17 protein-coding genes and 1 tRNA gene are annotated in these 24,665 nt (G+C 36.4%); 8 read left to right on the top strand and 10 right to left on the bottom strand.

Annotated features, from left to right (window positions below):
- Nucleotides 1-12: 12 nt before the first annotated feature.
- Nucleotides 13-1,122, bottom strand: coding sequence for an alanine racemase (alr, locus tag I7X29_RS02660; RefSeq protein WP_198472725.1), 1,110 nt, complete (start codon nucleotides 1,120-1,122; stop codon nucleotides 13-15).
- Entirely contained in the window at nucleotides 1,119-1,886 is a 768-nt protein-coding gene (locus I7X29_RS02665) for an enoyl-CoA hydratase/isomerase family protein (RefSeq protein WP_198472726.1), read from the bottom strand. Before I7X29_RS02665 ends, alr begins: the two co-directional genes overlap by 4 nt.
- A gap of 91 nt (nucleotides 1,887-1,977) precedes the next feature.
- Between I7X29_RS02665 and I7X29_RS02670 the strand changes: the two genes are divergently transcribed.
- Nucleotides 1,978-2,051, top strand: a tRNA-Ala gene (locus tag I7X29_RS02670).
- Nucleotides 2,052-2,109: 58 nt separating this feature from the next.
- Here I7X29_RS02670 and folE read toward each other — a convergent pair.
- Together folE and lon are read right to left on the bottom strand one after the other, a co-directional pair.
- Nucleotides 2,110-2,781 carry a GTP cyclohydrolase I FolE gene (gene folE, locus I7X29_RS02675; protein WP_009751174.1) on the bottom strand — a complete coding sequence of 224 codons (672 nt, stop codon included), beginning with the start codon at nucleotides 2,779-2,781 and terminating at the stop codon, nucleotides 2,110-2,112.
- A 37-nt stretch (nucleotides 2,782-2,818) separates the two neighbouring features.
- Complete coding sequence (gene lon, locus I7X29_RS02680) at nucleotides 2,819-5,275, bottom strand: endopeptidase La (protein WP_198465973.1); 2,457 nt, start codon at nucleotides 5,273-5,275, stop codon at nucleotides 2,819-2,821.
- A 281-nt stretch (nucleotides 5,276-5,556) separates the two neighbouring features.
- Between lon and I7X29_RS02685 the strand changes: the two genes are divergently transcribed.
- On the top strand, nucleotides 5,557-8,733 hold the full coding sequence (locus tag I7X29_RS02685) for an efflux RND transporter permease subunit (RefSeq protein WP_198472727.1): 3,177 nt from the start codon (nucleotides 5,557-5,559) through the stop codon (nucleotides 8,731-8,733).
- Nucleotides 8,734-8,809: 76 nt separating this feature from the next.
- On the opposite strand, the gene I7X29_RS02690 is transcribed toward I7X29_RS02685, so the two are convergent.
- Nucleotides 8,810-9,220: a BrxA/BrxB family bacilliredoxin gene (locus I7X29_RS02690; protein WP_198472728.1), complete on the bottom strand. Its 411-nt coding sequence runs from the start codon at nucleotides 9,218-9,220 to the stop codon at nucleotides 8,810-8,812.
- 115 nt (nucleotides 9,221-9,335) lie between these two features.
- On the opposite strand from I7X29_RS02690, the gene I7X29_RS02695 reads away from it, so the two are divergent.
- From I7X29_RS02695 to I7X29_RS02710, 4 genes are all read left to right on the top strand, one after another.
- Complete coding sequence (locus tag I7X29_RS02695; RefSeq protein WP_198472729.1) at nucleotides 9,336-10,604, top strand: acetyl-CoA hydrolase/transferase family protein; 1,269 nt, start codon at nucleotides 9,336-9,338, stop codon at nucleotides 10,602-10,604.
- Nucleotides 10,605-10,631: 27 nt separating this feature from the next.
- Nucleotides 10,632-11,174 (top strand): DUF4199 domain-containing protein, encoded by a 543-nt coding sequence (locus I7X29_RS02700; RefSeq protein ID WP_198472730.1) that lies wholly within the window; start codon nucleotides 10,632-10,634, stop codon nucleotides 11,172-11,174.
- 148 nt (nucleotides 11,175-11,322) lie between these two features.
- A complete protein-coding gene (locus I7X29_RS02705; protein ID WP_198472731.1) occupies nucleotides 11,323-12,462 on the top strand; it encodes a heparan-alpha-glucosaminide N-acetyltransferase domain-containing protein in 1,140 nt (379 codons plus the stop codon).
- Nucleotides 12,459-14,360, top strand: coding sequence for a S9 family peptidase (locus I7X29_RS02710; RefSeq protein WP_198472732.1), 1,902 nt, complete (start codon nucleotides 12,459-12,461; stop codon nucleotides 14,358-14,360). The genes I7X29_RS02705 and I7X29_RS02710 overlap by 4 nt, the downstream gene beginning before the upstream one ends.
- A 90-nt stretch (nucleotides 14,361-14,450) precedes the next feature.
- Here I7X29_RS02710 and prfA read toward each other — a convergent pair whose 3' ends face one another.
- Nucleotides 14,451-15,524: a peptide chain release factor 1 gene (prfA, locus tag I7X29_RS02715; RefSeq protein WP_198472733.1), complete on the bottom strand. Its 1,074-nt coding sequence runs from the start codon at nucleotides 15,522-15,524 to the stop codon at nucleotides 14,451-14,453.
- Nucleotides 15,525-15,696: 172 nt separating this feature from the next.
- Here prfA and fumC point away from each other — a divergent pair, with 172 nt between their 5' ends.
- Both fumC and I7X29_RS02725 read left to right on the top strand, forming a co-directional pair.
- On the top strand, nucleotides 15,697-17,094 hold the full coding sequence (gene fumC / locus I7X29_RS02720) for a class II fumarate hydratase (RefSeq protein WP_009413104.1): 1,398 nt from the start codon (nucleotides 15,697-15,699) through the stop codon (nucleotides 17,092-17,094).
- Between the two features lie 96 nt (nucleotides 17,095-17,190).
- On the top strand, nucleotides 17,191-20,118 hold the full coding sequence (locus I7X29_RS02725; RefSeq protein WP_198472734.1) for a M16 family metallopeptidase: 2,928 nt from the start codon (nucleotides 17,191-17,193) through the stop codon (nucleotides 20,116-20,118).
- A gap of 60 nt (nucleotides 20,119-20,178) precedes the next feature.
- Here I7X29_RS02725 and murC read toward each other — a convergent pair whose 3' ends face one another.
- The 4 genes from murC to I7X29_RS02745 are packed head-to-tail and all read right to left on the bottom strand — an operon-like array spanning nucleotide 20,179 to nucleotide 24,664.
- Complete coding sequence (murC, locus tag I7X29_RS02730) at nucleotides 20,179-21,525, bottom strand: UDP-N-acetylmuramate--L-alanine ligase (RefSeq protein ID WP_198472735.1); 1,347 nt, start codon at nucleotides 21,523-21,525, stop codon at nucleotides 20,179-20,181.
- The gene (locus I7X29_RS02735; RefSeq protein ID WP_198472736.1) at nucleotides 21,522-22,367 is read right to left on the bottom strand and encodes a hypothetical protein; all 846 of its coding nucleotides are present in this window, start codon (nucleotides 22,365-22,367) and stop codon (nucleotides 21,522-21,524) included. The genes murC and I7X29_RS02735 overlap by 4 nt, the downstream gene beginning before the upstream one ends.
- The gene (murG, locus tag I7X29_RS02740) at nucleotides 22,364-23,443 is read right to left on the bottom strand and encodes an undecaprenyldiphospho-muramoylpentapeptide beta-N-acetylglucosaminyltransferase (protein ID WP_198472737.1); all 1,080 of its coding nucleotides are present in this window, start codon (nucleotides 23,441-23,443) and stop codon (nucleotides 22,364-22,366) included. The genes I7X29_RS02735 and murG overlap by 4 nt, the downstream gene beginning before the upstream one ends.
- Before the next feature lie 9 nt (nucleotides 23,444-23,452).
- Complete coding sequence (locus tag I7X29_RS02745; RefSeq protein ID WP_198472738.1) at nucleotides 23,453-24,664, bottom strand: metallophosphoesterase; 1,212 nt, start codon at nucleotides 24,662-24,664, stop codon at nucleotides 23,453-23,455.
- Nucleotide 24,665 lies beyond the last annotated feature (1 nt).

Genomic DNA, 24,665 nt, shown 5'->3' on the forward strand with positions numbered 1-24,665 from the left:
TTTTGTACTTTTTTAATCTTCTAAATATATTCTCTTGATTCTGTGTGCCATAGAGGTGATCAATTCATAAGAAATAGTGCCTGCTGATTCGGCTAAAGTTTCAGCTGTATGAGTTTTATCAAATACAATTACTTCATCACCTTCTTGACAAGAAATTTCAGTGACATCTACTAAGATCATATCCATACACACATTACCTATGATAGGGGCTTTTTTCCCATTGATAAATACGAAACCTTTCCCCTTGCCATAAATACGATTGATACCATCGGCGTGACCTACAGGGATTGTTGCAGTTTTAGTGATATGGTTGGCAATATAACCACGATTATAACCTAAGCTATCACCTATTTGCAAAGTGTGTAGTTGAGAGATTACACTTTTTAATGTCATAATAGGTGTAAGATATTGTTGTAGTTTAGTATCATTAGCAAATCCATACATTCCTATGCCACAACGTACCATATCAAATTGTGCGTGAGGATAGTTTAGTATGCCTGAAGTATTACATTGGTGATAGAGTACTTTATGAGTGAAAATTGTGTTTATTTTTTCTTGAAAAGCTATAAAGGTATTTATTTGGTTTTCAGTAAATTCTTTCTCATTCATATCTTCGGAAGCAGCTAAATGAGAATAAGCTGTTTTTACTTTTACAGTAGTATTGTTTTTCAACAAAGTAAGTACCTCTTCTATTTCACTCAAATCAAAGCCTAAACGATTGAGCCCTGTATTACATTTAAGGTGTACAGGATAGTCTGCTAATTGTTGTTTTTCAGCATAGCCTAAGAATAGTTTGGCAATACGTTGTGAATATAAGGTAGGTTCCAAGTTATATTTTACAATATCACCAAAGTTTATAGGTTGTGGGTGTAATACTAAAATAGGGAGTGTAACTCCAGCTTTTCTAAGTGCAATACCTTCAGAAGTGTAAGCTACTGCAAAATAATTAGCTAATCCTTTTTTTTGTAAGTGAGAAGCTATGGCTACAGAATTATTTCCATAGGAAGAAGCTTTCACTACAGCTAAGAACAAAGTAGTAGGTTTGAGTCGGTTTTTTAAATAATGAATGTTTTTTTCTAATGCAGTAAGGTTGATTTCTAAAATGGTTTCTTCTGTTTTCATTTATTCTTTAATTTTTCTAACATTAATTTTGTTTGTTCTGAAAGTACTAATCTACCTGAAATAGCAGCATTATCAATTAGTTCTTTTTCCCAATGTTCAGTGTGTTGCCAAGTAATACGTTTCATTTCTGACAAAGCTATAGGATTAGATTTTAGCAGGGTAGCTATGAAATGCTCTATAGCCTCATCCATATCTTTTGTATTTTCGAATACACGCGCTACTAATCCCTTTTGTTGAGCCCAATAAGCACTTTTCCACTGATCGGGCGCCATAAATAGTTCATTGAGAGTTGATTGTCCTGCTTTTCGAAGAATGGCAGGAGCTATTACAAAAGGACCTATACCTAATGATAGTTCAGAGAGTTTGATACTTAAAGCTTCGGTAGCAAACACATAATCTAATGCAGCGAGTAACCCTACTCCTCCCCCAACAGCTTTACCTTGGACACGACCAATGATGAGTTTTTTGCAACGACGTATTGCTAAAAAAAGGTGAGCAAAGCCCTCAAAAAATTGTTTACCTTCTTCTTCATTTGTAACTGCTAAAAGCTCATCAAAAGAAGCGCCTGCACAAAAAACTCCATCTCCTTCACTTTTAAGAAGAATGATACTTACTTCTTTGTTTTCAGAAAGAGTATCAATTTCTTTGGTAAGTCTATTGAGTAACTCTAAAGGAAAAGAGTTGGCGCTTGGATGTCCGAAGGTAGTGATAGCCAATTGTTTATCTATTTTTGTATATAAAGAACCTTGTAATCTATCAGTCATTATTATTAATATAAATTTTCGGCAAAAATAAAACTTTTTTTGCAAATAGGTTTGGTAATTCAAAAAAATATTTTACCTTTGCCGCGCAAATGGGGATGTAGCTCAGTTGGCTAGAGCGTTTGGCTGGCAGCCAAAAGGTCGTGGGTTCGAGCCCCATCTTCTCCACAACTAAAAAAGCTATCCTTCTTGGGATAGCTTTTTTAGTTTCTAATTACATTTAAAATTAGTGAAATCTTGTTTCTAATTTGATATATTCTAAAAATTCCTTTCTTACTTCAGGATTTTTAAACTTACCACCGAACTCAGCAGTAACTGTACTGCTATCAATATCTTCTATACCACGAGAGTTTACACACAAGTGTTTAGCATCTATAATGCAAGCCACATCTTCAGTACCGAGAGCGCGTTGCATTTCTTGGACAATTTGCATTGTAAGTCGTTCTTGCACTTGTGGACGTTTTGCATAATACTCTACTATACGATTCATTTTGGAAAGTCCTAACACTTTGCCATTAGAAATATAACCCACATGGGCGCGCCCTACTATAGGTAATAGATGGTGTTCACAAGTAGAATATACTACTATATTCTTCTCAACTAACATCTCACCATAGTGGTAAGAGTTATTAAAAGTAGACATTGAAGGTTTACGTTCAGGTAATAAGCCCCCAAAAATTTCTTTTACAAACATTTTAGCTACACGTTTAGGAGTACCTTTCAAACTATCATCAGTTAAGTCCATTCCCAAAGTGTGAAGGATAGCACGTACGTGTGTTTCTATTTCAGCTATTTTTTCACTTTCGCTTAACTGAAAAGCATCTGCTCTAAGAGGTGTAACAGCTGAGGTGGCAATATGGTTGTCGCCTAATATATCTTCTTCTTGATTTTTATTCATTATGTTTTTTTATGTTATGAGAATGCAAAGATACAAATTATTCATCAAAAGTTAAAACTTTTTTGTGTTTTACATCTTGGTTGGTAATTGCTAAACGTATTACTTCTTCCATATCGGTTACATAGAGAAAAGTAAGTCCTTTAAGGTATTCTTGTTTGATTTCCAAGATGTCTTTTTCGTTGTCTTTACATAAAATATATTCTTTAATACCTGCACGTTTTCCTGCTAAAATTTTTTCTTTGAGACCACCCACAGGGAGAACTTTCCCTCGCAAGGTAATCTCACCTGTCATAGCAAGGTGTCTTTTCACGCGTTTTTGGGTAAAAAGAGACATTAATGAGGTGAGCATTGCAATACCAGCACTTGGACCGTCTTTAGGAGTAGCTCCTTCGGGTACGTGTATGTGTACATCGTAATTGCTAAAGAGTTTAGGGTTAAGATTATATCGCTCAGCATTAGCTTTTAAATATTCTAAGGCGATGGTAGCCGATTCTTTCATTACCTGACCTAAGTTACCTGTAATATTCAGTACACCTTTTCCTTTAGAAAGGGCAGATTCTATAAAGAGGATATCACCTCCTACACTTGTCCAAGCTAATCCAGTAACCACACCTGCTACCTCATTGTCTTCATATTTATCACGTTCTAAGCGAGCAGGTCCTAATATTTTTTCTATAGTTTCTATAGTGAGTTTAGGGTCGTACGCTTCTTCCATTGCAAGGTTTTTAGCTCCATAACGTACTACTTTGGCAATTTCTTTTTCCAAAGCACGCACACCAGATTCACGAGTGTAGCCTTCAACGATGCGTTCTATTTCTTTTTTACCTAATAGCAAATCAGTATCTTTCATACCGTGTTCTTCTAATTGTTTTGGCAATAGATGTCGTTTGGCTATTTCAGTTTTTTCCTCTATAGTATAACCTGTTACGTTGATGAGTTCCATACGATCGAGTAAAGCAGGTTGTATGGTAGAAAGATCATTGGCAGTAGCGATGAACATTACTTTAGAGAGATCATAGCCCATTTCGAGGAAATTGTCGTAAAACTCCTTGTTTTGTTCAGGGTCAAGCACTTCGAGCATTGCCGAAGAAGGATCACCTTGGTAACTATTGCTACCTAATTTATCAATTTCGTCTAACACAAAAACAGGGTTAGAGGTTTTAGCTTTTTTGAGTTGCTGTAATATACGACCAGGCATTGCACCTATATAAGTTTTACGGTGCCCACGTATTTCAGCCTCATCGTGCAAACCACCTAAAGACATTCGTACATATTCGCGATTTAAGGCTTTAGCAATAGAACGACCTAAAGAAGTTTTTCCTACCCCAGGAGGTCCGTAGAAACACAAAATTGGTGATTTCATATCATTACGCAGTTTGAGTACTGCTAAATACTCTATGATACGACGTTTCACTTCTTCTAATCCATAATGTTCTTTATCGAGGATTTTCTGAGCACGTTTTAGGTCGAAGTTATCTTTAGAATATTCATTCCAAGGTAATTCTAAGAGTACTTCTAAGTAGTTACGCTGGATACCATAGTCGGGGCTATTAGGATTGGTGCGTTGTAGTTTGCTGAGTTCTTTTTCAAAGAGTTCTTTTATTTTGTCGTCCCATTTTTTGGTTTTAGCTTTCTTTTTGAGTTCTTCCATCTCTTGCTCATACGATACACCGCCTAATTCTTCTTGAATAGTGCGCATCTGCTGATGCAAGAAGTACTCACGTTGTTGCTGATCGATATCAATACGAGTTTTCGATTGTACTTCGTTGCGCAGAGTAAGACGTTGCAAGTCGATGTTTAAATATTTTAAGATAGCTGTAGCGCGCTCTTTCAGCTCATCAATTTCCAATACGCCTTGTTTTTCCAAAACGGTAGCATTCATATTGGATGATATAAAGTTAATGAGGAACGAGTAACTTTCTATGTTTCGGATAGCAAAAGCAGCCTCTGAAGGGATGTTTGGATTTTCCTGTATAATTTTAATAGAAAGGTCTTTTACTGCATCAATAGTTGCTTCAAACTCTTTATCATTAGGGTCGGGTTTTATATCCGACATTTCTTTGATCACCGCTTTGATATAGGGTTTTTCTTCAACAAAACTTTCTATTTCAAAACGTTTTTTACCTTGAATAATGATAGTTACATTGCCATCAGGCATTTTTAGTACTCTGAGTATACGAGCTACTGTACCAAAGCGGAAGAGATCCTTACCTTCTGGAATCTCCGTTTTTTCATCTAATTGGGCTACCACACCAATTGTTTTAGTAGTGGCATAAGCTTCATTAATAAGATGAATAGAAGCATCACGTCCTGCAGTGATAGGCACTACTACGCCTGGGAAAAGTACAGTATTTTTTAAGGGGAGGATAGGTAATACGTGAGGAATGCGTTCACGTTCTATTTCTTCTTCATCTTCTAAAGTGAGAAGTGGTATAAATTCAGTATCTTCATCGATATGTTCAGCAACAAGGCTGTCAAAATTTCCTATATTCATATTTGTATTATTAGAAAGTGCCATTTTGTCAGTAGTAATTATTTTATACAAGTAAAAAAATATATATAAATTACTGACAAACAAGACACTAAATAAAAAATAGTTAATGTTTTGCGTATATATTGCAATAGATGTGCCAAGATTAGGTAATTAGTTTAAGGATAGATTTTAAATAGAAAAGAAATTATAGTAGTGTAATTGAAGAAAATATTTTTTGGAAACTTTTTTTGTTTATTAAGTTTTTTATCGTACCTTTGCCCCCGATTTAGAACAAACAAAAGATGGATTTAATTAAACTTTCTATTAAGCGTCCCAGTGTGCTTATTGTGATGCTCTTATTGTTGCTACTTGGTGGCTTCTATTCCTATAAGTTATTGAACTACGAACTCATTCCCAAATTTGAGGTAAATGTAGTTACTATTTCTACTGTGTATGCAGGAGCATCTCCCTCAGAAATTGAGAGTACGGTAACTAAAAAAGTAGAAGATGCCGTTTCGGCTTTGGAAAATATCAAAAAGATATATTCATACTCGTATGAAAGTCTTTCGGTAGTAGTAGTACAACTTACTAACGATGCGAATGTAGATAACACTCTTAATGAGGCACAGCGCAAAATTAATGCAATAAGAGCTGATTTACCCGATGATGCTAAAGAGCCATCATTGAGTAAATTCTCTCTTTCTGATTTGCCTATTGTGTCTATTGGGGTAACTTCTAAGTTATCGGCACAAGAATTGTACGACTTGGTAGATAAAAAAATACAGCCAGAGTTATCACGTGTTCCAGGAGTAGCACAAGTAAATATAATAGGTGGTCGAAAACGCGAAATACGCGTAAGTATTGACGCTAAGAAGTTAGAAGGTTATGGTCTTTCTATAGCTCAAGTACAACAATTAATTGCAGCTTCGAATATGGAAATTCCTGCGGGTAAAATTAAAACTCGTGAGAATAGCACTTCTATACGTTTACTTGGTAAATTACAAGATGTAGAACAATTGCGCAACCTTATACTTGCTTCACAGAATGGAGTAGAGATACGACTTTCGGATGTAGCTGATGTACAAGACACCGAAGAAGAAGCTACCAAAATAGCGCGTATAGACCAAGAAAATACTCTCTTGTTACAAGTATTGAAACAAACCGATGCCAATGCAGTATCGGTGAGTGAGTTGGTACGCAAGAAGATGGCGCAAGTAGAGCAGACTTATAAAAATGAAGGCGTAAAAATGTTATTGGCAGAAGATACCAGTGAGTTTACCTTAGAAGCAGCCAACTCTGTAATGTCCGATTTGATATTGGCAATTGTATTGGTAGCGGTAGTGATGTTCTTCTTCCTCCACAGCCTACGTAATGCTATTATTGTAATGGTATCTATACCTACTTCTCTCATCGCTACTTTTATAGGTATGTATTTCTTTGGTTTTACACTGAACTTGATGAGCCTTGTTGCCCTTTCGATGGTGGTAGGTATCTTGGTGGACGATGCTATTGTGGTATTGGAAAACATTCACCGTCATATGGAAATGGGTAAGAACAAAGTACGAGCTGCTTTTGATGGCTCTAAGGAAATTGTGCTTACGGTAATGGCAATTACCTTAGTAATTGTGGTAGTATTCGTCCCTATTTCATTAGGTAATGCTATTGTGGTAAAAGTATTACGTGAGTTCTGTTTGACCGTAGCTATTGCTACAATGCTTTCATTATTGATGTCTTTTACAGTAGTTCCTTGGTTGTACTCTCGGTTTGGAAAATTAGAACACGCGAATCCCAATTCATTTTTAGGAAAGATGACCATAGGCTTTGAAGGATACCTCAAACGCTTTACACAGTTCTTCTCTGACTTATTGATATGGGTATTTGCCAATAAATGGAAAACAATCATTTTGGTATTTTTCCTTTTCGTAGGGTCTTGTTCATTGATTCCTACTGGATTTATCGGATCTGAATTTATGCCTAATATGGATAGAGGAAAGTTTTTAGTGCAGTTTGAATTGAACAAAGATGCTTCTTTAGAGCAAACCAACTTTATCACCCAAAAAGCTGAAAACTACCTTCGTAACCTAAAAGTAGAGGGTACTAATAAACCTTTGGTAGAGAGTATGATTACTACTGTAGGGCAGTCTACCAGTGGTATGGGAGCTTCACAAGCAACCCCTTACAAATCGGAAATACAGCTTACTATTATTGATAAGAAAGAACGTAATGAATCGACTAACGTAATTGCGGCAAAGCTGAAACGTAAACTGAGTCAGTATTTGGTAGATGCTAAAGTGAAGACGATACCTGTGGGATTGATGGGAGCTGAACAAGCACCAATTGCTTTGGTAGTTACTTCTGACAATGTGGAAGTAGCCCAACAGTACGCTGAGAAAACAGCTGAACTACTTAAAACTGTTGAAGGTGCTACTGAAATTAAGCTTTCCTCAGAATCTGGTAATCCCGAAATAAATGTGCAGATAGACCGCGATAAGATGGCAATGTTAGGACTTAATATTGCTACTGTAGGGGGAACGATGCGAACCGCTTTTAATGGTAATGACGACAGTAAGTTCCGTACAGGAGATTCAGAATACGATATTAATATAGTCTTTGAAGAAGGTAGCCGCCAGTCTATGGATGATATAGAGAATATGATGTTTATCAACTCGGTGGGACAACAGGTAAAACTATCACAATTTGCTAATATTGTTTATGCTTCAGGACCTACACAGCTAGAACGTTATGACAAATCACCTTCGGTAACCGTAAAAGCTCAATCGGTAGGTCGTCCTACAGGTACTATAGTTTCAGAATGGAAAACTAAGATAGACCAATTAGAAAAACCTGCTAACGTACACTTTGTTTTTACAGGTGACCAAGAGATGCAAGACGAAGGATTCGGCACCTTGTTTATATCACTCTTTGCAGCTATTCTTTTAGTTTATATGGTAATGGTAGTGTTATATGACAGTTTTTCACGGCCTTTTGTAGTATTGTTCTCTATACCGCTTTCGTTCATTGGAGCTTTAGTAGCTTTGGCATTAGCCAATATGTCACTCAATATCTTTACTCTTTTGGGTATCATTATGCTCATCGGGTTGGTTGCTAAGAACGCGATTATGTTAGTAGACTTTGCCAACCACCGCAAACAAGAAGGAGAAGATACAGTAACTGCATTAATACAAGCAAACCACGCGCGTTTACGCCCTATCTTGATGACGACTATTGCAATGGTAGCAGGTATGATTCCGCTTGCTATTGCCAATGGAGCAGGTGCCGAAGTGAACAATGGTTTGGCGATTGTAATTATAGGTGGACTTATTTCCTCATTGTTCTTAACACTTATTGTAGTGCCTTTGGTATATCTTATTTTTGACAATATTGGCAGACGTTTTGGTAAAGGCACTAAGACTGATTACGAAAAACTGATGATTGCTGATTACGAGCACCGAGACATCAAAGGCGAACACGAAGTATAACTATTCATCTTTATAAAAAGAAAGAGCTGTCCAATAGAGGACAGCTCTTTTTTAATAACATACAATAAACATTTAGTTAACAAAATTCATCATAAGCTTGTTGAAGATTTTCAGCAATTACTTCTGCCATACGACCTTCAATATGATGACGCTCTAACATATGCACCAATTCTCCATCTTTGAATAAAGCAATACTTGGAGAAGAAGGAGGAAATGGTAACATATATTGGCGTGCTTCTTCCGTAGCTTCTCTATCAACTCCTGCAAAAACTGTAGTGAGATGGTCAGGTTTTTTAGCATTTTGTAAACTATAAAGTATAGCAGGGCGTGCATTACGAGCCGCACAACCACAAACAGAGTTCACTACTACAAGCGTAGTTCCCTTTTGTTCAATAGCACTTTTTACAGCTTCAACTGTTTTTAATTCTTGAAAACCAAAGTTTGTTAGTTCTTCTATCATTGGTTTTATCAATTCAAGTGGATACATAATATTTCATTTTTAAATCGGGTGCAAAGGTAATAAAAAAAAATATATTACAAATTATTTTGTCAATTAGAAATTATGTTGTACTTTTGAGCCACTGACTAAACATTAATTTTAAATGAAAAAAATTACAACTGCCGAAGAAGCTTTAAAAGTAGTGAAAAGCGGTGATTTTGTCTATATACACGGAGGAGCAGCCGTACCTGAAATATTAGTAGATGCCCTTGTAGCACGAGCACCCGAGTTAAAAAATGTTACCATCGGGCATATCCATATAGAAGGAGATGCCCCTTATGCCGACCCTAAATATAAAGATAGTTTCTATATAGATTCTTTCTTCCTTTCTAAGAATGTCCGACATATAATAAAAGCAGGTAATGGATCATATACACCTATTTTTTTAAGTGATATGCCATTACTGTTCGATCGCAAACAGGTGAAAGTAGATGTAGTACTTATACAAGTATCGCCCCCTGATAAATTTGGATTCTGCTCTATGGGAGTGAGCGTAGAGGCTTGTAAATCGGCCATTCGCAATGCTAAATGCGTTATAGCAAAAGTAAATAAGAAAATGCCACGCGCTTATGGCGATGCTCTTGTGCATATAGATGAAATAGACTATTTGGTAGAACAAGATGCTCCTATTTTTTCATTACATCTCTCAGAACCCAATGCTATAGAAAAGCAGATAGCCCAACATATAGTACCCCTTATAAAAGATGGCAGTACTTTACAATTGGGTATTGGCAATATCCCAAATGCTACTTTAGGTGAAATGGGACACCTTAAAAATTTAGGTATTCATACAGAACTTCTTACTGAAGGAGTGCTTGATTTGGTAAAAAAAGGAGTTATTAATGGCTACGAAAAGAAAATTGATAAAGGTAAAATCATAGCTTCATTTGCGATGGGGTCACAAGAGTTATACGATTTTATAGACCATAACCCTTCAGTAGAAATGGCAGAGGCTTCATATACCAATGAAGTATCTGTTATTCGTCAGAATCCCAAGATGATTTCTATCAATTCGGCTATAGAAGTAGATATCACAGGCCAAGTATGTGCAGACTCTATAGGTAGCACTATCTATTCAGGCTTTGGTGGACAAATAGATTTTGTGCGTGGAGCTATGCTAAGTGAAGGAGGTAAATCTATTATTACATTCCCTTCAGTAACTAATAAAGGGGAAAGTAAAATTGTACCCTTTCTCAAGCAAGGAGCAGGTGTAGTTACTACTCGAGCACACGTACAGTATATAGTAACTGAATATGGAGTTGCTGAACTGTTTGGCAAAAGCCTAAAAGAACGCGCTAAAGCTCTGATAGCCATCGCGCACCCTAATCATAGAGAAGCCTTAGAAAGGGCTGCTTTCAAGATGTATAAGTAAAAATTAACTTTAAATATTATTTCGTTTATGGAAACAAAAAATGTAAACTTCCTAAGTATAGCGCTTAGAAATGGGATTTTATTAGGGCTTGTATCTGTAGCCTTTACTGTATTATTATACGTAACCGACTTTTTGTATACAGATAACACTTTATTAGCTGTTATTACTTGGTTGATAAATATAGCCATTTCTGTAGTTTTTATTGCAATAGCAGTAGAACAATACAAAAAAGCTAATGAAGGCTTTCTCTCTATAGGAGAAGCTATCAAAGTAGGGGTAGTAGTCGCTGTTATAGCAGGAGTGATTGGAGCTATTTACCAAGTGATATACGCAACTATTATTGACCCTGACTACTATGATAAGGTAGTGGAGGTTGCAATGAAGAAAATGAGTGCTATGGCAAATTTTAATGGAGAACAGTTAGAAGAATTCCAAGATAAAATGTATGCTAACAAACCTTCTATCGTTTCATCATTTTCTACTTCTATAATATTTTCGGCTATTGGAGGAGTCATTATCTCAGCTATTGTAGGAGCTGTAAAGAAAAAAGAACAGCCAATGCCTCTTTAAAGAGCAATTAAAAAAACTTAAAAAAACTTTGCTAAAGTCTAAGGATTTTAGCAAAGTTTTTTGTTTATAAAAAAGACAAGTTCTTAACTATTACTTGCTAATTGTTAATTAATTTGTACCTTTGCAACCTCTTTAAGACATTATAAGTATGGAAAAAATAAAGAAATTCAGACTTGACTTCATAGATGTGATTCGCGCCTTTGCTATCTGTATGATGCTACAAGGGCACTTTATAAATGGACTACTTGCTGACCGCTACCGCGACGAAAATAACTTTATATACTGGCTATGGCACTACTGCACTGGTATTACCGCTCCTGTGTTCTTCACTGTTTCGGGGTTTATCTTCACTTTTTTATTGGTAAAAGAAAGTGATGCTACAAAAGTAGGCTGGAATAACCCTCGCGTGATGAAAGGTATTAGGCGTGGACTGATGCTTATCGGTATTGCTTACTTCTTGCGTATGAGTTTCCAAAGTGTAGATGTACTGCACTGTATTGGGCTTTCACTCTTGTTGCTCATCGCTACTTACTTACTTTCATATAACCGCAAGTCGTGGGTAATGCCTATGATATTGCTTACCACTACCCTATTGGCGTTCACTTTTGAGCCTTTTTACAAGGATTTGCGCTTTGATTCACTACCCTTGCCGATTGCTAATTATCTGACTCGTGTACACGGTAGTTTCTTTCCTATTTTTCCTTGGTTTGGCTATGTGTCGTTTGGAGGGTTTATGGGATATCTATTTCAGCGATATAAAAATCACCCTCACCTATACCGCAATGCTATTCTGCTATTTCTAAGCGTAGGGGCATTCTTGTTGTGGGGTTTTCACTTTATGATAGAACAACTGTTCTATATCAACCATTCTCCATTTTTTGAGCAACTAATGCAGGACTTTGCTTATTTACGTTTGGGGAATGTATTACTCGTGTTTGGTTTCTTTGCCCTAATGCGCAATGTGATTACTTCACAACTGATTAAAACTATTGGGCAAAACACCCTATCGATTTACGTTATACACTGCTTTATCATATACGGTAGTATTACCTCACACGGGCTTATACAGCACTTCGGAGGGCAGTTGAAACCTTATCAAGTGGTATTAGGAGCGCCTGCCTTTATAGCCGTATGCGTATGGTTATCGTTTATTTACAACCGCATAAAACCTGTTATCAAATCAGGGATTGCTTTTGTATTAAAAGAAATCAGAGCGTTTTTGGCAGAGAGTTACCAATTTATTGTAAAACTATTAGGAAGGCTTGTTGCCTTATTTGTTAAGGAATGAAAAAACATCTTATTATTTTAGCTTCGGTTATGGCATTTAATAGCATACAAGCACAACAACCTCTCACCCCCGAAAAACTATGGGAACTACATCGCGTGAATGGTATAGGTATTACCCCCGACCAGCAATACGTATTGGTGAGTGTGAGTACTCCAAATATAAAGGAAAATACTTTTAACAAAGAATACTATAAACTTGCCGTAAAAGGAGGTGTACCCATTCCTATAAGCAAAGAAGAGGTAGAAAAGCTCACGGCTAAATACAATACCGATAAAAGCCTAAAATTGACTCATAAGGAAGTAAAATTAAAGTCGGTTTTAGGGAAAGATTTCTATACCGACTTAGAAAAATCATCGGGGAAGCTGTACGGTAGCTTAGACCACCGCCATTGGGATACGTGGAATGAAGGCAGTTACAATCACGTGATGATAGAAGATAGTAATGGTAAGCAAACCGATATAATGGAAGGATTGCCCTATTACTGTCCGCAGTTGCCTTTTGGAGGTGATGAGGATTATATATGGAGTCTCGACGGTAAAAAGGTACTTTATGTTACGAAGGCCAAAGTAGGCACTGATTATGTACTAAGCACTAATACTGATATCTACGAGTACGACCTCACCTCGAAAAAAACAACAAACCTCACCGAAGGAATGATGGGGTATGACACCAACCCTCAGTATAGCAAAGAGGGCGTACTTGCGTGGCTCAGTATGGCACACGACGGTAATGAAGCTGATAAAAACGACCTTTATATATTGAAGAACGGCAAGCGTATTAACCTTACAGCTAACTGGGATAATACTGTTTTCAGTTACCGATGGAGCAACAATGGGAAGCAAATATATCTAATTGCGGCTACCCAAGGAACAGAGCAAGTATTTGTAGTAGCTCCTTTTAGTAAAGATACCACCCCAAGACAACTCACACAAGGTGTATTTGATGTGAATAGTATAGTAGGACAAGCAGGTGACCAATTGGTTGTGATGCGTACGGATATGAACCACGCAGCTGAACTGTATACTATCAACTTAAAAGAGAAAAAAGGACGCATAACACTATCACAGCTTTCACATTTTAATGATGAACTATACAAAGGGATTGCTGAATGTCCTATTAAGGAGCGTATCATCAGAACTACTGACGGCAAGAGAATGCACGCTTGGGTAATTTACCCACCGAAGTTTGACCCTAACAAGAAGTACCCTACCCTACTCTACTGCCAAGGAGGACCACAATCTGTTGTGAGCCAGTTTTACAGTTTCCGTTGGAACTTCCAAGTAATGGCTTCGCAAGGTTATATAGTGATAGCTCCCAACCGCAGAGGATTACCAGGCTTTGGGGTAGAATGGAATGCAGAAATTAGCGGAGATTGGGGTGGACAGCCTATGCGCGATTACCTATCGGCTATTGATGATATTGCTAAGGAACCTTACGTAGACAAAGAACGATTGGGAGCTATAGGAGCCAGCTACGGAGGATATTCAATCTACTACTTAGCAGGTATTCACCAAAAACGTTTCAAGACGTTTATTGCCCATTGTGGGGTTTTTAATTTAGAAAGTATGTATGGCACTACAGAAGAGCTTTTCTTTAACAATAATGAAATAGGAGGAGCTTATTGGGAAGAGCGTAATGCGGTAGCTCAAAAATCATATAAAGAGTTTAACCCTATAAAGAAAATTAATAATTGGGATACTCCCATACTAATTATTCACGGAGGTAAAGATTACCGAGTACCTGAAGAACAAGGATTCCAAGCCTTTACTGCCGCACAATTAAAAGGCATTAAAAGTGAGTTACTTTATTTTCCTGATGAGAACCACTGGGTATTACAACCTCAAAACGGACTCTTATGGCAGAGAACATTCTTCAAATGGCTAAAAGAAACATTATAACATAATGGAACAACAAATAGAAACGCTGACTAAGATTTATTTCTTAGTCAGCTTTTTATTTAGTAACACTATTTTTGTTATCTTACTTCTTTAAAACACATCACCTTCTTTGAGTTTTTCAGCGTTTTCAGCAAGTTGTAATTCATCAATAAGGCGTTGTACATCTCCATTGATAACATTCTGTAAATCATAGAGAGTAAGCCCGATACGATGATCAGTTACGCGACCTTGAGGATAATTATAAGTGCGTATTTTAGCTGAACGGTCACCACTAGATACCATTGACTTACGGCGAGCAGAATCAGCTTCCATTTTTTTAGCAAGTTCTAAATCGTAGAGGCGAGAACGTAATACTTTCAATGCTTTTTCAAGGTTTTTATGCTGAGATTTTTCATCTTGGCAACGCACCTCTATACCTGTAGGAATATGCTGGAGTTGAATAGCAGAATAAGTAGTATTCACCGACTGTCCGCCAGGGCCAGTAGAGGTTGTACGAATAATATTTACATCTGCCATATTGAGTTCTACATCAAACTCTTCAGCCTCTGGTAATACCATTATAGTAGCAGCTGAAGTATGTACACGTCCCTGCGTTTCAGTTTGAGGAACACGCTGTACACGGTGTACCCCTGCTTCAAACTTCAAAGTACCATATACATTGTCACCTGTAACTTCAAAGATAATCTCTTTGTAGCCCCCTGCAGTTCCTTCGTTGAAATCCATTACCGAAGTACTCCAGCCTTTGCTTTGGCAATATTTAGTATACATACGATAAAGGTCGCCAGCAAAGATAGAAGCCTCATCTCCACCTGTGCCAGCACGTATTTCCATTACAGCATTCTTCGCATCTTCAGGGTCTTTAGGAATCAACATATATTTGATTTCTTCCTCTAATTGAGGTAAGCGTTCTTTGCTTTCTTCTAATTGTAACTTAGCCATCTCCACCATTTCAGCATCACTACCATCGGCAATAATTTCTTCAGCTTCAACAAGATTGCCAGTTACATTGATGTACTCTTCTCGTTTATCCATCAACTCTTTTAGATCTTTATACTCCTTATTAAGCTGAATGTAACGTTTTTGGTCAGCAATCACATCAGGTTGGATAATCAAATCCGATACCTCATCAAAGCGTTGTTTAACAATGTTTAGTTTATCAAGCATTTTATTCTGAATAATCTTTTTGAGGGCGCAAAGATAGCAATTAATTAGCTAATTAGCAAATTACAGAATTATCACAACAAAAAATCTCTTAAAAAAATTTTAATATTTAGAAAATAAAATGTACCTTTGTAGCGTTTTTTAAAAGAAGATTATTTTAACTAATACAAACAAAATGAGTTATAGAATTGAAAAAGACACTTTGGGTGAAGTGAAGGTGCCAGCCGATAAATATTGGGGAGCACAAACAGAACGTTCACGCAACAACTTCAAAATCGGTGCACCCGCTTCTATGCCGATTGAAATTATTCGCGGCTTTGCCTATCTTAAAAAAGCTGCTGCCTATGCTAACTTCGATTTAGGCGTACTTTCTGCCGAAAAACGCGATGCTATTGCTCAAGTTTGTGACGAGATTCTCGAAGGCAAACTTGATGACCAATTCCCATTGGTAATTTGGCAAACCGGTTCAGGTACTCAATCTAATATGAATGTGAATGAGGTTATAGCCAATCGTGCTCAAGTGTTAGCTGGCAAACAAATAGGAGAAGGAGACCCCGTGTTAAAGGCTAATGATGATGTGAATAAATCACAATCGTCTAACGATACTTTCCCTACAGGTATGCACATTGCTTGCTACAAAATGGTAGTTGAAAAAACTATTCCTGGGGTTCAAAAACTACGCGATACCCTTGCCGCTAAAGCTGAAGCCTTTAAAGATGTAGTAAAGATAGGTCGTACACACCTTATGGATGCTACACCACTTACTTTAGGACAAGAACTTTCAGGCTATGTAGCTCAGCTTGATCACGCTATTCGCGCTATCAAAAATACTTTAGCACACCTCTCAGAACTCGCTTTAGGTGGAACTGCTGTAGGTACAGGGCTCAACACTCCTAAAGGTTATGATGTGAAAGTAGCTGAGTATATTGCTAAATTCACCGGTCTACCTTTTGTAACCGCTCCTAACAAATTTGAAGCTTTAGCTTCTCACGACGCTATTGTAGAAAGCCACGGTGCCCTCAAGCAATTGGCTGTATCATTAAACAAGATTGCAAACGACATTCGTATGATGGCTTCAGGTCCTCGTTCTGGTATTGGTGAAATTCTCATCCCTGCTAACGAACCAGGTAGTTCTATTATGCCAGGTAAAGTGAATCCTACCCAATGTGAAGCGATGACAATGGTAGCAGCACAAGTAATGGGTAACGATGTAGCTATTTCAGTAGGTGGTACTCAAGGTCATTACGAATTGAATGTATTTAAACCATTAATGGCTTCTAACTTCCTTAAATCAGCTGAGTTGTTAGGTGATGTTTGTGTATCGTTTGAAGAACATTGCGCAAGTGGTATCGAACCTAATTACAAACGTATTAAAGAATTAGTAGACAACTCGTTAATGCTCGTCACAGCTCTTAATACTAAAATAGGTTATTACAAAGCTGCCGAAATTGCTCAAACAGCTCATCGCAATGGTACAACCCTCAAAGAAGAGGCTGTACGTCTTGGTTATGTTACTCCTGAGGACTTTGATAAATGGGTGCGCCCTGAAGATATGGTAGGAAGCCTTAAATAATTAATAAGTAATAACTTATGTAACAAATAGAGGGTATCTGGAAACAACTTTTTAGATACCCTTTTCTTTTAATACACATCTTAAAACTATATTTTTATGCTGAAAAGAAATCTATTTTTATGGCTGTTTACTATAGCTATATCGTTCGGGGTTACTGCTCAAAACTACGAGTGGAAAGAAGCTCAAAGTGGCGGGTACACTTATAAATATGTTACCCACGATCCTACCAATGCAAGGTTTTATACCTTGAAAAACGGGCTTACCGTAATCCTAAGTCCTACCAATAAAGAACCCCGCATTCAGTGTTATGTAGCCGTGAAGGCTGGTAGTAAAACTGATCCTGCTACTCATACAGGACTTGCACATTATTTAGAGCATTTGCTCTTTAAGGGAACTGATAAATACGGTTCACTTGATTGGAATAAAGAAAAGGTACAATTAGACAAAATTGATGCCCTTTATGAAGAGTACAATCACACCAAAGACCCTGCTAAACGCAAGGCTATCTACAAGATAATCGATTCAGTATCGGGGGTAGCCAGCAAGTATGCTATTGCCAATGAGTACGATAAAATGATGACTGCTATGGGAGCACAAGGTACTAATGCGTTTACTTCTTTTGAGAAAACTGTTTATACTGATGATGTACCAGCAAATGCTATTAATAAGTATATTGCTGTACAAGCTGAACGTTTTCGCAACCCTGTACTTCGTATTTTCCATACTGAATTGGAAGCTGTATACGAAGAGAAAAACCGCTCTTTGGATAGCGACAATAGCGAGGTGTTTGAAACTCTCTTCTCTGAGCTATTCAAAAAGCACAATTATGGCTTGCAAACCACTATTGGTACAGTAGAGCATTTGAAAAATCCTTCACTGAAAGAAATTCGCAAATACTTCCATACTTATTACGTGCCCAATAATATGGCAGTAATATTGGCAGGAGATTTCAACCCCGATACTGTTATCGCTCAAATTGATAAAGCATTTAGCTATATGCAACCCAAAGCAGTGCCTCAATATACTTTTGAGAAAGAAGCTCCTATTACAGCACCTATCATTAAGAAGGTAGTAGGACCCGATGCTGAAAGTGTTTCTATAGCATTCCGTTTGCCAGGTAACCAAGATAAAGATGCTCTATTAGCTGATTTAGTAGGTGAAATCCTTACCAATGGCAATGCAGGGCTTATCGATTTGAATCTTGTAAAGAAACAAAAATTACTTAAAGCTAATGCCTTTGCTTATACACTTATAGACTATGGAGTACTATATCTATCAGGAGCTCCTTTACAAGGACAGTCGTTAGAACAAGTAAAAGATCTTATGTTAGGGCAAATAGAAAACCTTAAAAAAGGTAATTTTGATGATGATCTCATTCCTTCTATTATCAACAATTTGAAAAAACAAACGATTCAAGCAACTGAATCTTATAGCAATCGCGCTAATATGTTGATGGCAGCTTTTACAGATAATCTCAACTGGAAAGACCAAGTAGCTTATGTAAATAATCTTTCTAAACTTACTAAAGCCGATATTGTCGCTTTTGCTAATAAATACTTAGGTAATAACTATGTGGCTATTTATAAAGAGAAAGGACAACGCACCAATGTAGAAAAAATTGAAAAACCTGCTATTACTCCTGTTGAAACTAATGCCGATAAACAATCAGCTTTTGTAAAAATGATCAACGAGATGCCAAGTACTCCGGTAGCTCCTGTATTCTTAAATTACAGTAAAGATTTACAAAAAGGTAAATTAGGTAATGCCGAAGTATTGTATGTACAAAATAAAGATAATGAGTTGTATCGTTTGAGTTTCCGCTACAAAATAGGTTCAGCTAATGATTTGAAAATGCCTATGGCAGCCCAATACATCCAATTTTTAGGAACTGATAAGAAATCAGCTGAACAAATTTCAAAAGAATTTTATAAGATAGCATCCAGTTTCCAAATCTCTACAGAAGAAGAATATACTTATGTATCAATAGAAGGTTTACAAGAGAATTTTGAAGCTGCTGTTAAACTTTATGAAGATTTAGTTCTCAATGCTCAACCAGATGAACAAGTATTACAAGCACTTAAAGCACGTGTTGCTAAATCACGTGTAGATGTAAAAGCTAATCGTGGGGCTATTATGCAAGCACTTACTAATTATGCTCTTTATGGTTCTAAAAATAAGGTGAACAATGTACTTTCTAATGCCGAAATTAATGCGATTAGTGCAAAGGAATTGGTAGATAGAGTTAAAAATTTGAATAATGTAGAGCAAACCGTTATTTATTATGGACCTGCTACACTTTCAGAACTTACAGCTAAACTAAAACCTTTACATAAAGTACCTACTAAGTTCGCTAAAGTAGCTCCTAAAAAAGAGTTTAAACAAGTAGAACAGACTAAAAACCAAGTACTCTTTACTGATTATGAAATGGTACAAGCTGAAACACGCTGGGTGCGCAATACTGTTCCTTTCAACCCTGCTGAAAGTACTGTAATTAGTGCTTTCAATAACTATTTTGGTGGAGGTATGGGGTCTTTGGTATTCCAAACCATTCGCGAAAGTAAAGCGTTAGCATATAGTACTTATGGTTATTATGCTTCACCACGAAAAAAAGCAGATAAATATTATGTGCTTGCTTATGTAGGTTCGCAAGCTGACAAATTTAAAGAAGCCGTTGAGGCTATGAATGAACTGCTCAATACAATGCCTGAATTACCAGCTAATCTCGAATTAGCCAAGCTACAAATCAAACAAGAAATAGAAACTGAGCGTATTACACAGGACGGCATTATTTATAGCTATTTAGCAGCACAAGAATTAGGTCTTAAGGATGATATACGCAAGCAAGTATATCAAAATATAGATGGTATTACAATGAAAGAGATAAAAACTTTCCACGATAAATACCTTTCCAAAAAGCCTTATACTTATGTAATTTTAGCTTCTGAAAAGAAACTTTCAAAAGAAGAACTTCAAAAAATAGGAGATTTCAAAAAACTTTCTTTAGAAGAACTCTTCGGATACTAAAAATAAAAATGAGGCTCATCAAAAAGGTGAGTCTCATTTTTTTGTTATTTTCTTCAGTTTTTACTTTTTCATAGCTTCTTTGATATGTGTTACTTCCGCTCCTATATCGCCTGCTCCTACTGCTAATAATAATTGAGGTCGTTTCTTAAGCAAAAAAGGAATGAGTTCAGTTTTGCTTACTAAAGTTTTTTTAGAAGTAGTTATTTTCTCTAATAAAACTTGTGAAGTAATCCCTTCTATAGGTAATTCACGTGCAGGATAGATATCTAATAGTATCACCTCATCAAATTGTGATAGACTTTTTGCAAAATCATTCATAAAATCACGTGTACGAGTGAAAAGATGAGGTTGGAAAACAATAGTTTTAGGAGTATTAGGATACATTTCGGCTACTGCTTGATATAGTGCATTGATTTCAGAAGGGTGATGGGCATAATCATCAATGAAAACAAAGTCTTTTTCTTTAATGATATATGAAAAACGACGTTTTACCCCTTTAAAAGTAGCTAAGTGAGGCAATAATTTTTCAGGAGCAATTCCTGCTTTTACAGCCATAGCAACAGCTGCCAAAGCATTGAGTAAGTTGTGTCGCCCTGGTTTCATAAAGGTAATATCTTTATAAATACCTCCTGTATATTTGAAATCAAAATGATAAACGCCTTCTACAATATGAATATTTTGGAAACTATAATCAGAACTATCTTCTAAACCATAAGTTTCACCAGCTATGTTTAGTCCATTGCGTACAATGAGACTGCCTCCAGGTTTAATTTTTCTGGCAAACTCGTGAAATCCTTCTATAAGATGTTGCTCATCACCATAAATATCGAGGTGATCGGCGTCCATAGAGGTAATACAAGCAATGTTAGGTGAAAGTCGCAAAAATGAATGGTCAAACTCATCGGCTTCAACTACTGTATATTCACTACCTTTGAGTACCAAATTACTATTGAAATTTTCGGCTATACCTCCTAAAAAAGCACTTACCGAAGCTCCACTTTCTACCATAATATGGGCTAAAATACTCGATGTTGTAGTTTTACCGTGAGTACCTGCAACAGCTAAACAAAAGGAGTTTTTAGTAATGAAGCCTAACACTTCTGAGCGTTTTACTACTTGGTAGCCATTTTCTTGAAAAAAAACTAACTCTTTATGATCTTTAGGAACAGCAGGGGTATATACCACTAAAGTAGTTTCTACATTTTTAAATGAATTAGGAATAGCATCTAACTCATCAGTAAAGTGTACTTTTATACCTTCTTTTTCTAGCATTTCAGTAATATCGGTAGGAGTACGATCGTAGCCAGCTACTACTTTGCCATTGGCATTGAAATAACGTGCAAGGGCAGACATTCCTATGCCTCCAATACCTATAAAATAAACGTTTGTTATTGGTTGTAAATTCATAATTTCTTTGTTTCTAATAATTTACCATTTTTATAAGTGCTCACAGTGGTTTCTTTTATACTGCGATCTTCACATATTTTTTGAGAAATTACCCCTTTTTCATATAACTCTTTGCAGTTACCTTTTTCAGTAACATACCATTTTTCAGTTATTTTTCCTTCAGGGTCATATTTGGTAGTAGTTTTACTATTTATTTGTTCGAGTTTGAGTTTACCATTTTGATAATACTCTTTGGTAGTATTTTTAATAGTATTTACTTCTTTACTAGGGTTGCCATTCTTGTGATAATTAGTTACTATTTGGTCAGCGCCTTCTTTTAAATTAGTGTATATTTCTATTTTTTGAGCAATATTTCCAGCGTGGTCATACACCAACCCTTCTATAGTATTACCTTTGAAGATATTTTTTTTGCGTAATCTTCCTTCAGGAGTAAAAATATGAATTTCAGCAAGTTTTCCATTGTTAAAAATATAAGTAGAAGGAATGTTACGCTTTTTATTCACAAATTTACCTTCACCTACTAATTGACCACTATTACCTATTTCAAACTCGAAATGTTGTTCGTTGTTATCAATGATGTAAGTACCTTTTTGTAAAGCTATCTTTCTTGTGATAAATGCCTGACGTATCATATCAGCATTGATAGCAGCTGAGTTACCTGATTTGAGATTGCGTTGTAATTGTTGATATACTTCATAGTTTGTATATTCTTTGATTTCTACAATACCTTTTTTGAAATCATCACTTTTAGTATCTATAAATACAGAGGGTTTTAAGGTAGTTTGTGCTATAGAAAGCACTCCTCCTCCTAAGAGAGCTATAAAGGTAAAAAATTTAGTCATCTGTTATTTATTATTAAATCTACAATTTCTTTGGTTGCATTGGGTTGAGCTAGCGCTTTAATATGAGACGAAAGATTTTGCTGTTGAGTTTCATCAGTTATCAAGCTACTAAAAGTATCTGCAAATTTACTATCTAATTCATTTTCCTTTATTAAAATAGCAGCTTGTTTATCAGCTATAGCACGTGCATTTTTAGTTTGATGATCTTCGGCTACATTAGGTGAAGGGATGAATATAACAGGTTTGCCTACTACACATAATTCACTTACAGAACTTGCGCCTGCTCGTGAAATAATTACATCGGCAACGGCATAAGCTTGTTCCATACGATCAATAAAAGCTAAAACGTGTACTTGTGAACTATTATACTTTTTGTATTCTTCATAGTAAAGTTTGCCACATTGCCATAGCACTTGCACCCCTAATTTTTCAAATAAAGGTAATTGAGCTTCCACTAACTGATTGATGCGTCGTGCTCCTAAACTTCCTCCTAATATCAAAAGTGTTTTTTGATGAGGATTAAGTTGGAAATACGATAAACCTTCTTGGCGATGTTGATCTATATTTAATAAACCTCCACGAATAGGGTTACCCGTTTTTACGATTTTCTCTTTTGGAAAGAAAACTTCCATACCATCATAAGCAACACATATTTTCTTTGCTTTTTGAGCGAGCATCTTATTGGTAATGCCTGCATAAGAGTTCTGTTCTTGAATAAAGGTAGGTATCCCCATTTGCCCAGCTACTTTCACTACTGCTCCACTAGCAAAACCTCCTGTACCTATGACGGCATCAGGTTTAAAACGCTTGATGATTTGTCGGGATTTCCATAGACTATGGATAAACTTTAGTGGAAAAATCAAATTTTGCCAAGTGAGCTTGCGTTGTATTCCTGAAATCCACAAACCTTCAATAGGATAACCAGCTTGAGGTACTTTTTGCATTTCCATACGATTTTTAGCCCCTACAAAAAGTATTTCGGCTTCAGGTAAACGTTTTTTTATTTCATCGGCAATAGCGATAGCAGGGAATATATGTCCGCCAGTACCACCTCCTGATATAATAAATTTTTTCATACAATTTAGTTATTTAGTTTTAAGTTCAATAACTGTGATTTCAGGCCATACCCCTAAACGACCAGGGAAAGCGTGATAACCAAAACCTCTATTTACATTGAGGTATTTACCACCCTCTTCATACATTCCTCCCCAATATTTGTAAATATATTGTGAGGGGCTCCATTTTAGCCACCCAGGTATTTCAATACCGCATTGCATCCCGTGTGTATGACCACTGAGAGTAAGTTGAATATCTTTATTTTCAGGTAACACAACCTCTTGCCAATGAGTTGGGTCGTGACTCATTAATATTTTAAAATCTTCGGTATTTACACCTTCCATAGCCTTATTCAAATCACCATATTTAGAAAATCGACCGTGTCCCCAGTTTTCTACCCCTATTAAAGCTATTTTTTCGCCATTACGTTCTAAATAACAATGTTCGTTAAGCAATAGTTGCCATCCCATTTGTTTTTGTAATTGGAATAAATGCTCTAAATTTTGTTGTTTAGCTTCAGGAGTTTCCCAAGAGGAATAATCACCATAGTCGTGGTTACCCATAATAGAAAATACTCCATCAGGTGCTTGGAGAGTAGCAAAAAGTGATTTCCAATTGTGTACCTCATTTGCTAAATTATTTACCAAATCGCCAGTAAAAAGGATTACATCGCTTTTTTGTGAGTTGATAAGCTCTACTCCATAGCGTATTTTCTCATAGTTATCAAAGCTACCACAATGAATATCGGATATTTGAGTAATGCAATAGCCATCAAATGCTTTAGGGAGATTATCGAAATACAATGTGTATTTCCAAACTTTATAGTTATATTTTCCTTTGAAAATACTATAGAGGATAGAAGCAAAAGGAATAGCTGCCAATCCCCAACCTAAAGTACTTACAAACTTACGACGAGAAGAAATACGTGGTGCATTAGTAGGTTTGCGAAATATAGCTTTTATAAGTCGTGTAATATCTTCTAATAACAAAGGAAGAGTTACGAACAAACAGATAATAAGCCACGTAAATAGCCCTGCAACAGCATATTGTTGAGGGGCACTCCATACAACTTTTCCTCTACAGAACCAATGGTACAACAAGTGAATTACCACTCCTATTGTGATGAGCCAAAATAGCCATTCTACCCAACGGGGAACTTTGAGGGTTTTTAAACTTCTACTTGCATAAAATGTTAGTAGAAAATAAATGATAAAAATACCAATAAGAATTATATAAACCATA

This window comes from Capnocytophaga periodontitidis (assembly GCF_016126015.1).
Lineage (GTDB): Bacteria > Bacteroidota > Bacteroidia > Flavobacteriales > Flavobacteriaceae > Capnocytophaga > Capnocytophaga periodontitidis.

Excerpts from the sequence above, each read along its gene's own strand:
- alr (WP_198472725.1), bottom strand. The coding sequence starts at position 1,122 with ATGAAAACAGAAGAAACCATTTTAGAAATCAACCTTACTGCATTAGAA.
- I7X29_RS02665 (WP_198472726.1), bottom strand. The coding sequence starts at position 1,886 with ATGACTGATAGATTACAAGGTTCTTTATATACAAAAATAGATAAACAA.
- folE (WP_009751174.1), bottom strand. The coding sequence starts at position 2,781 with ATGAATAAAAATCAAGAAGAAGATATATTAGGCGACAACCATATTGCC.
- lon (WP_198465973.1), bottom strand. The coding sequence starts at position 5,275 with ATGAATATAGGAAATTTTGACAGCCTTGTTGCTGAACATATCGATGAA.
- I7X29_RS02685 (WP_198472727.1), top strand. The coding sequence starts at position 5,557 with ATGGATTTAATTAAACTTTCTATTAAGCGTCCCAGTGTGCTTATTGTG.
- I7X29_RS02690 (WP_198472728.1), bottom strand. The coding sequence starts at position 9,220 with ATGTATCCACTTGAATTGATAAAACCAATGATAGAAGAACTAACAAAC.
- I7X29_RS02695 (WP_198472729.1), top strand. The coding sequence starts at position 9,336 with ATGAAAAAAATTACAACTGCCGAAGAAGCTTTAAAAGTAGTGAAAAGC.
- I7X29_RS02700 (WP_198472730.1), top strand. The coding sequence starts at position 10,632 with ATGGAAACAAAAAATGTAAACTTCCTAAGTATAGCGCTTAGAAATGGG.
- I7X29_RS02705 (WP_198472731.1), top strand. The coding sequence starts at position 11,323 with ATGGAAAAAATAAAGAAATTCAGACTTGACTTCATAGATGTGATTCGC.
- I7X29_RS02710 (WP_198472732.1), top strand. The coding sequence starts at position 12,459 with ATGAAAAAACATCTTATTATTTTAGCTTCGGTTATGGCATTTAATAGC.
- prfA (WP_198472733.1), bottom strand. The coding sequence starts at position 15,524 with ATGCTTGATAAACTAAACATTGTTAAACAACGCTTTGATGAGGTATCG.
- fumC (WP_009413104.1), top strand. The coding sequence starts at position 15,697 with ATGAGTTATAGAATTGAAAAAGACACTTTGGGTGAAGTGAAGGTGCCA.
- I7X29_RS02725 (WP_198472734.1), top strand. The coding sequence starts at position 17,191 with ATGCTGAAAAGAAATCTATTTTTATGGCTGTTTACTATAGCTATATCG.
- murC (WP_198472735.1), bottom strand. The coding sequence starts at position 21,525 with ATGAATTTACAACCAATAACAAACGTTTATTTTATAGGTATTGGAGGC.
- I7X29_RS02735 (WP_198472736.1), bottom strand. The coding sequence starts at position 22,367 with ATGACTAAATTTTTTACCTTTATAGCTCTCTTAGGAGGAGGAGTGCTT.
- murG (WP_198472737.1), bottom strand. The coding sequence starts at position 23,443 with ATGAAAAAATTTATTATATCAGGAGGTGGTACTGGCGGACATATATTC.
- I7X29_RS02745 (WP_198472738.1), bottom strand. The coding sequence starts at position 24,664 with ATGGTTTATATAATTCTTATTGGTATTTTTATCATTTATTTTCTACTA.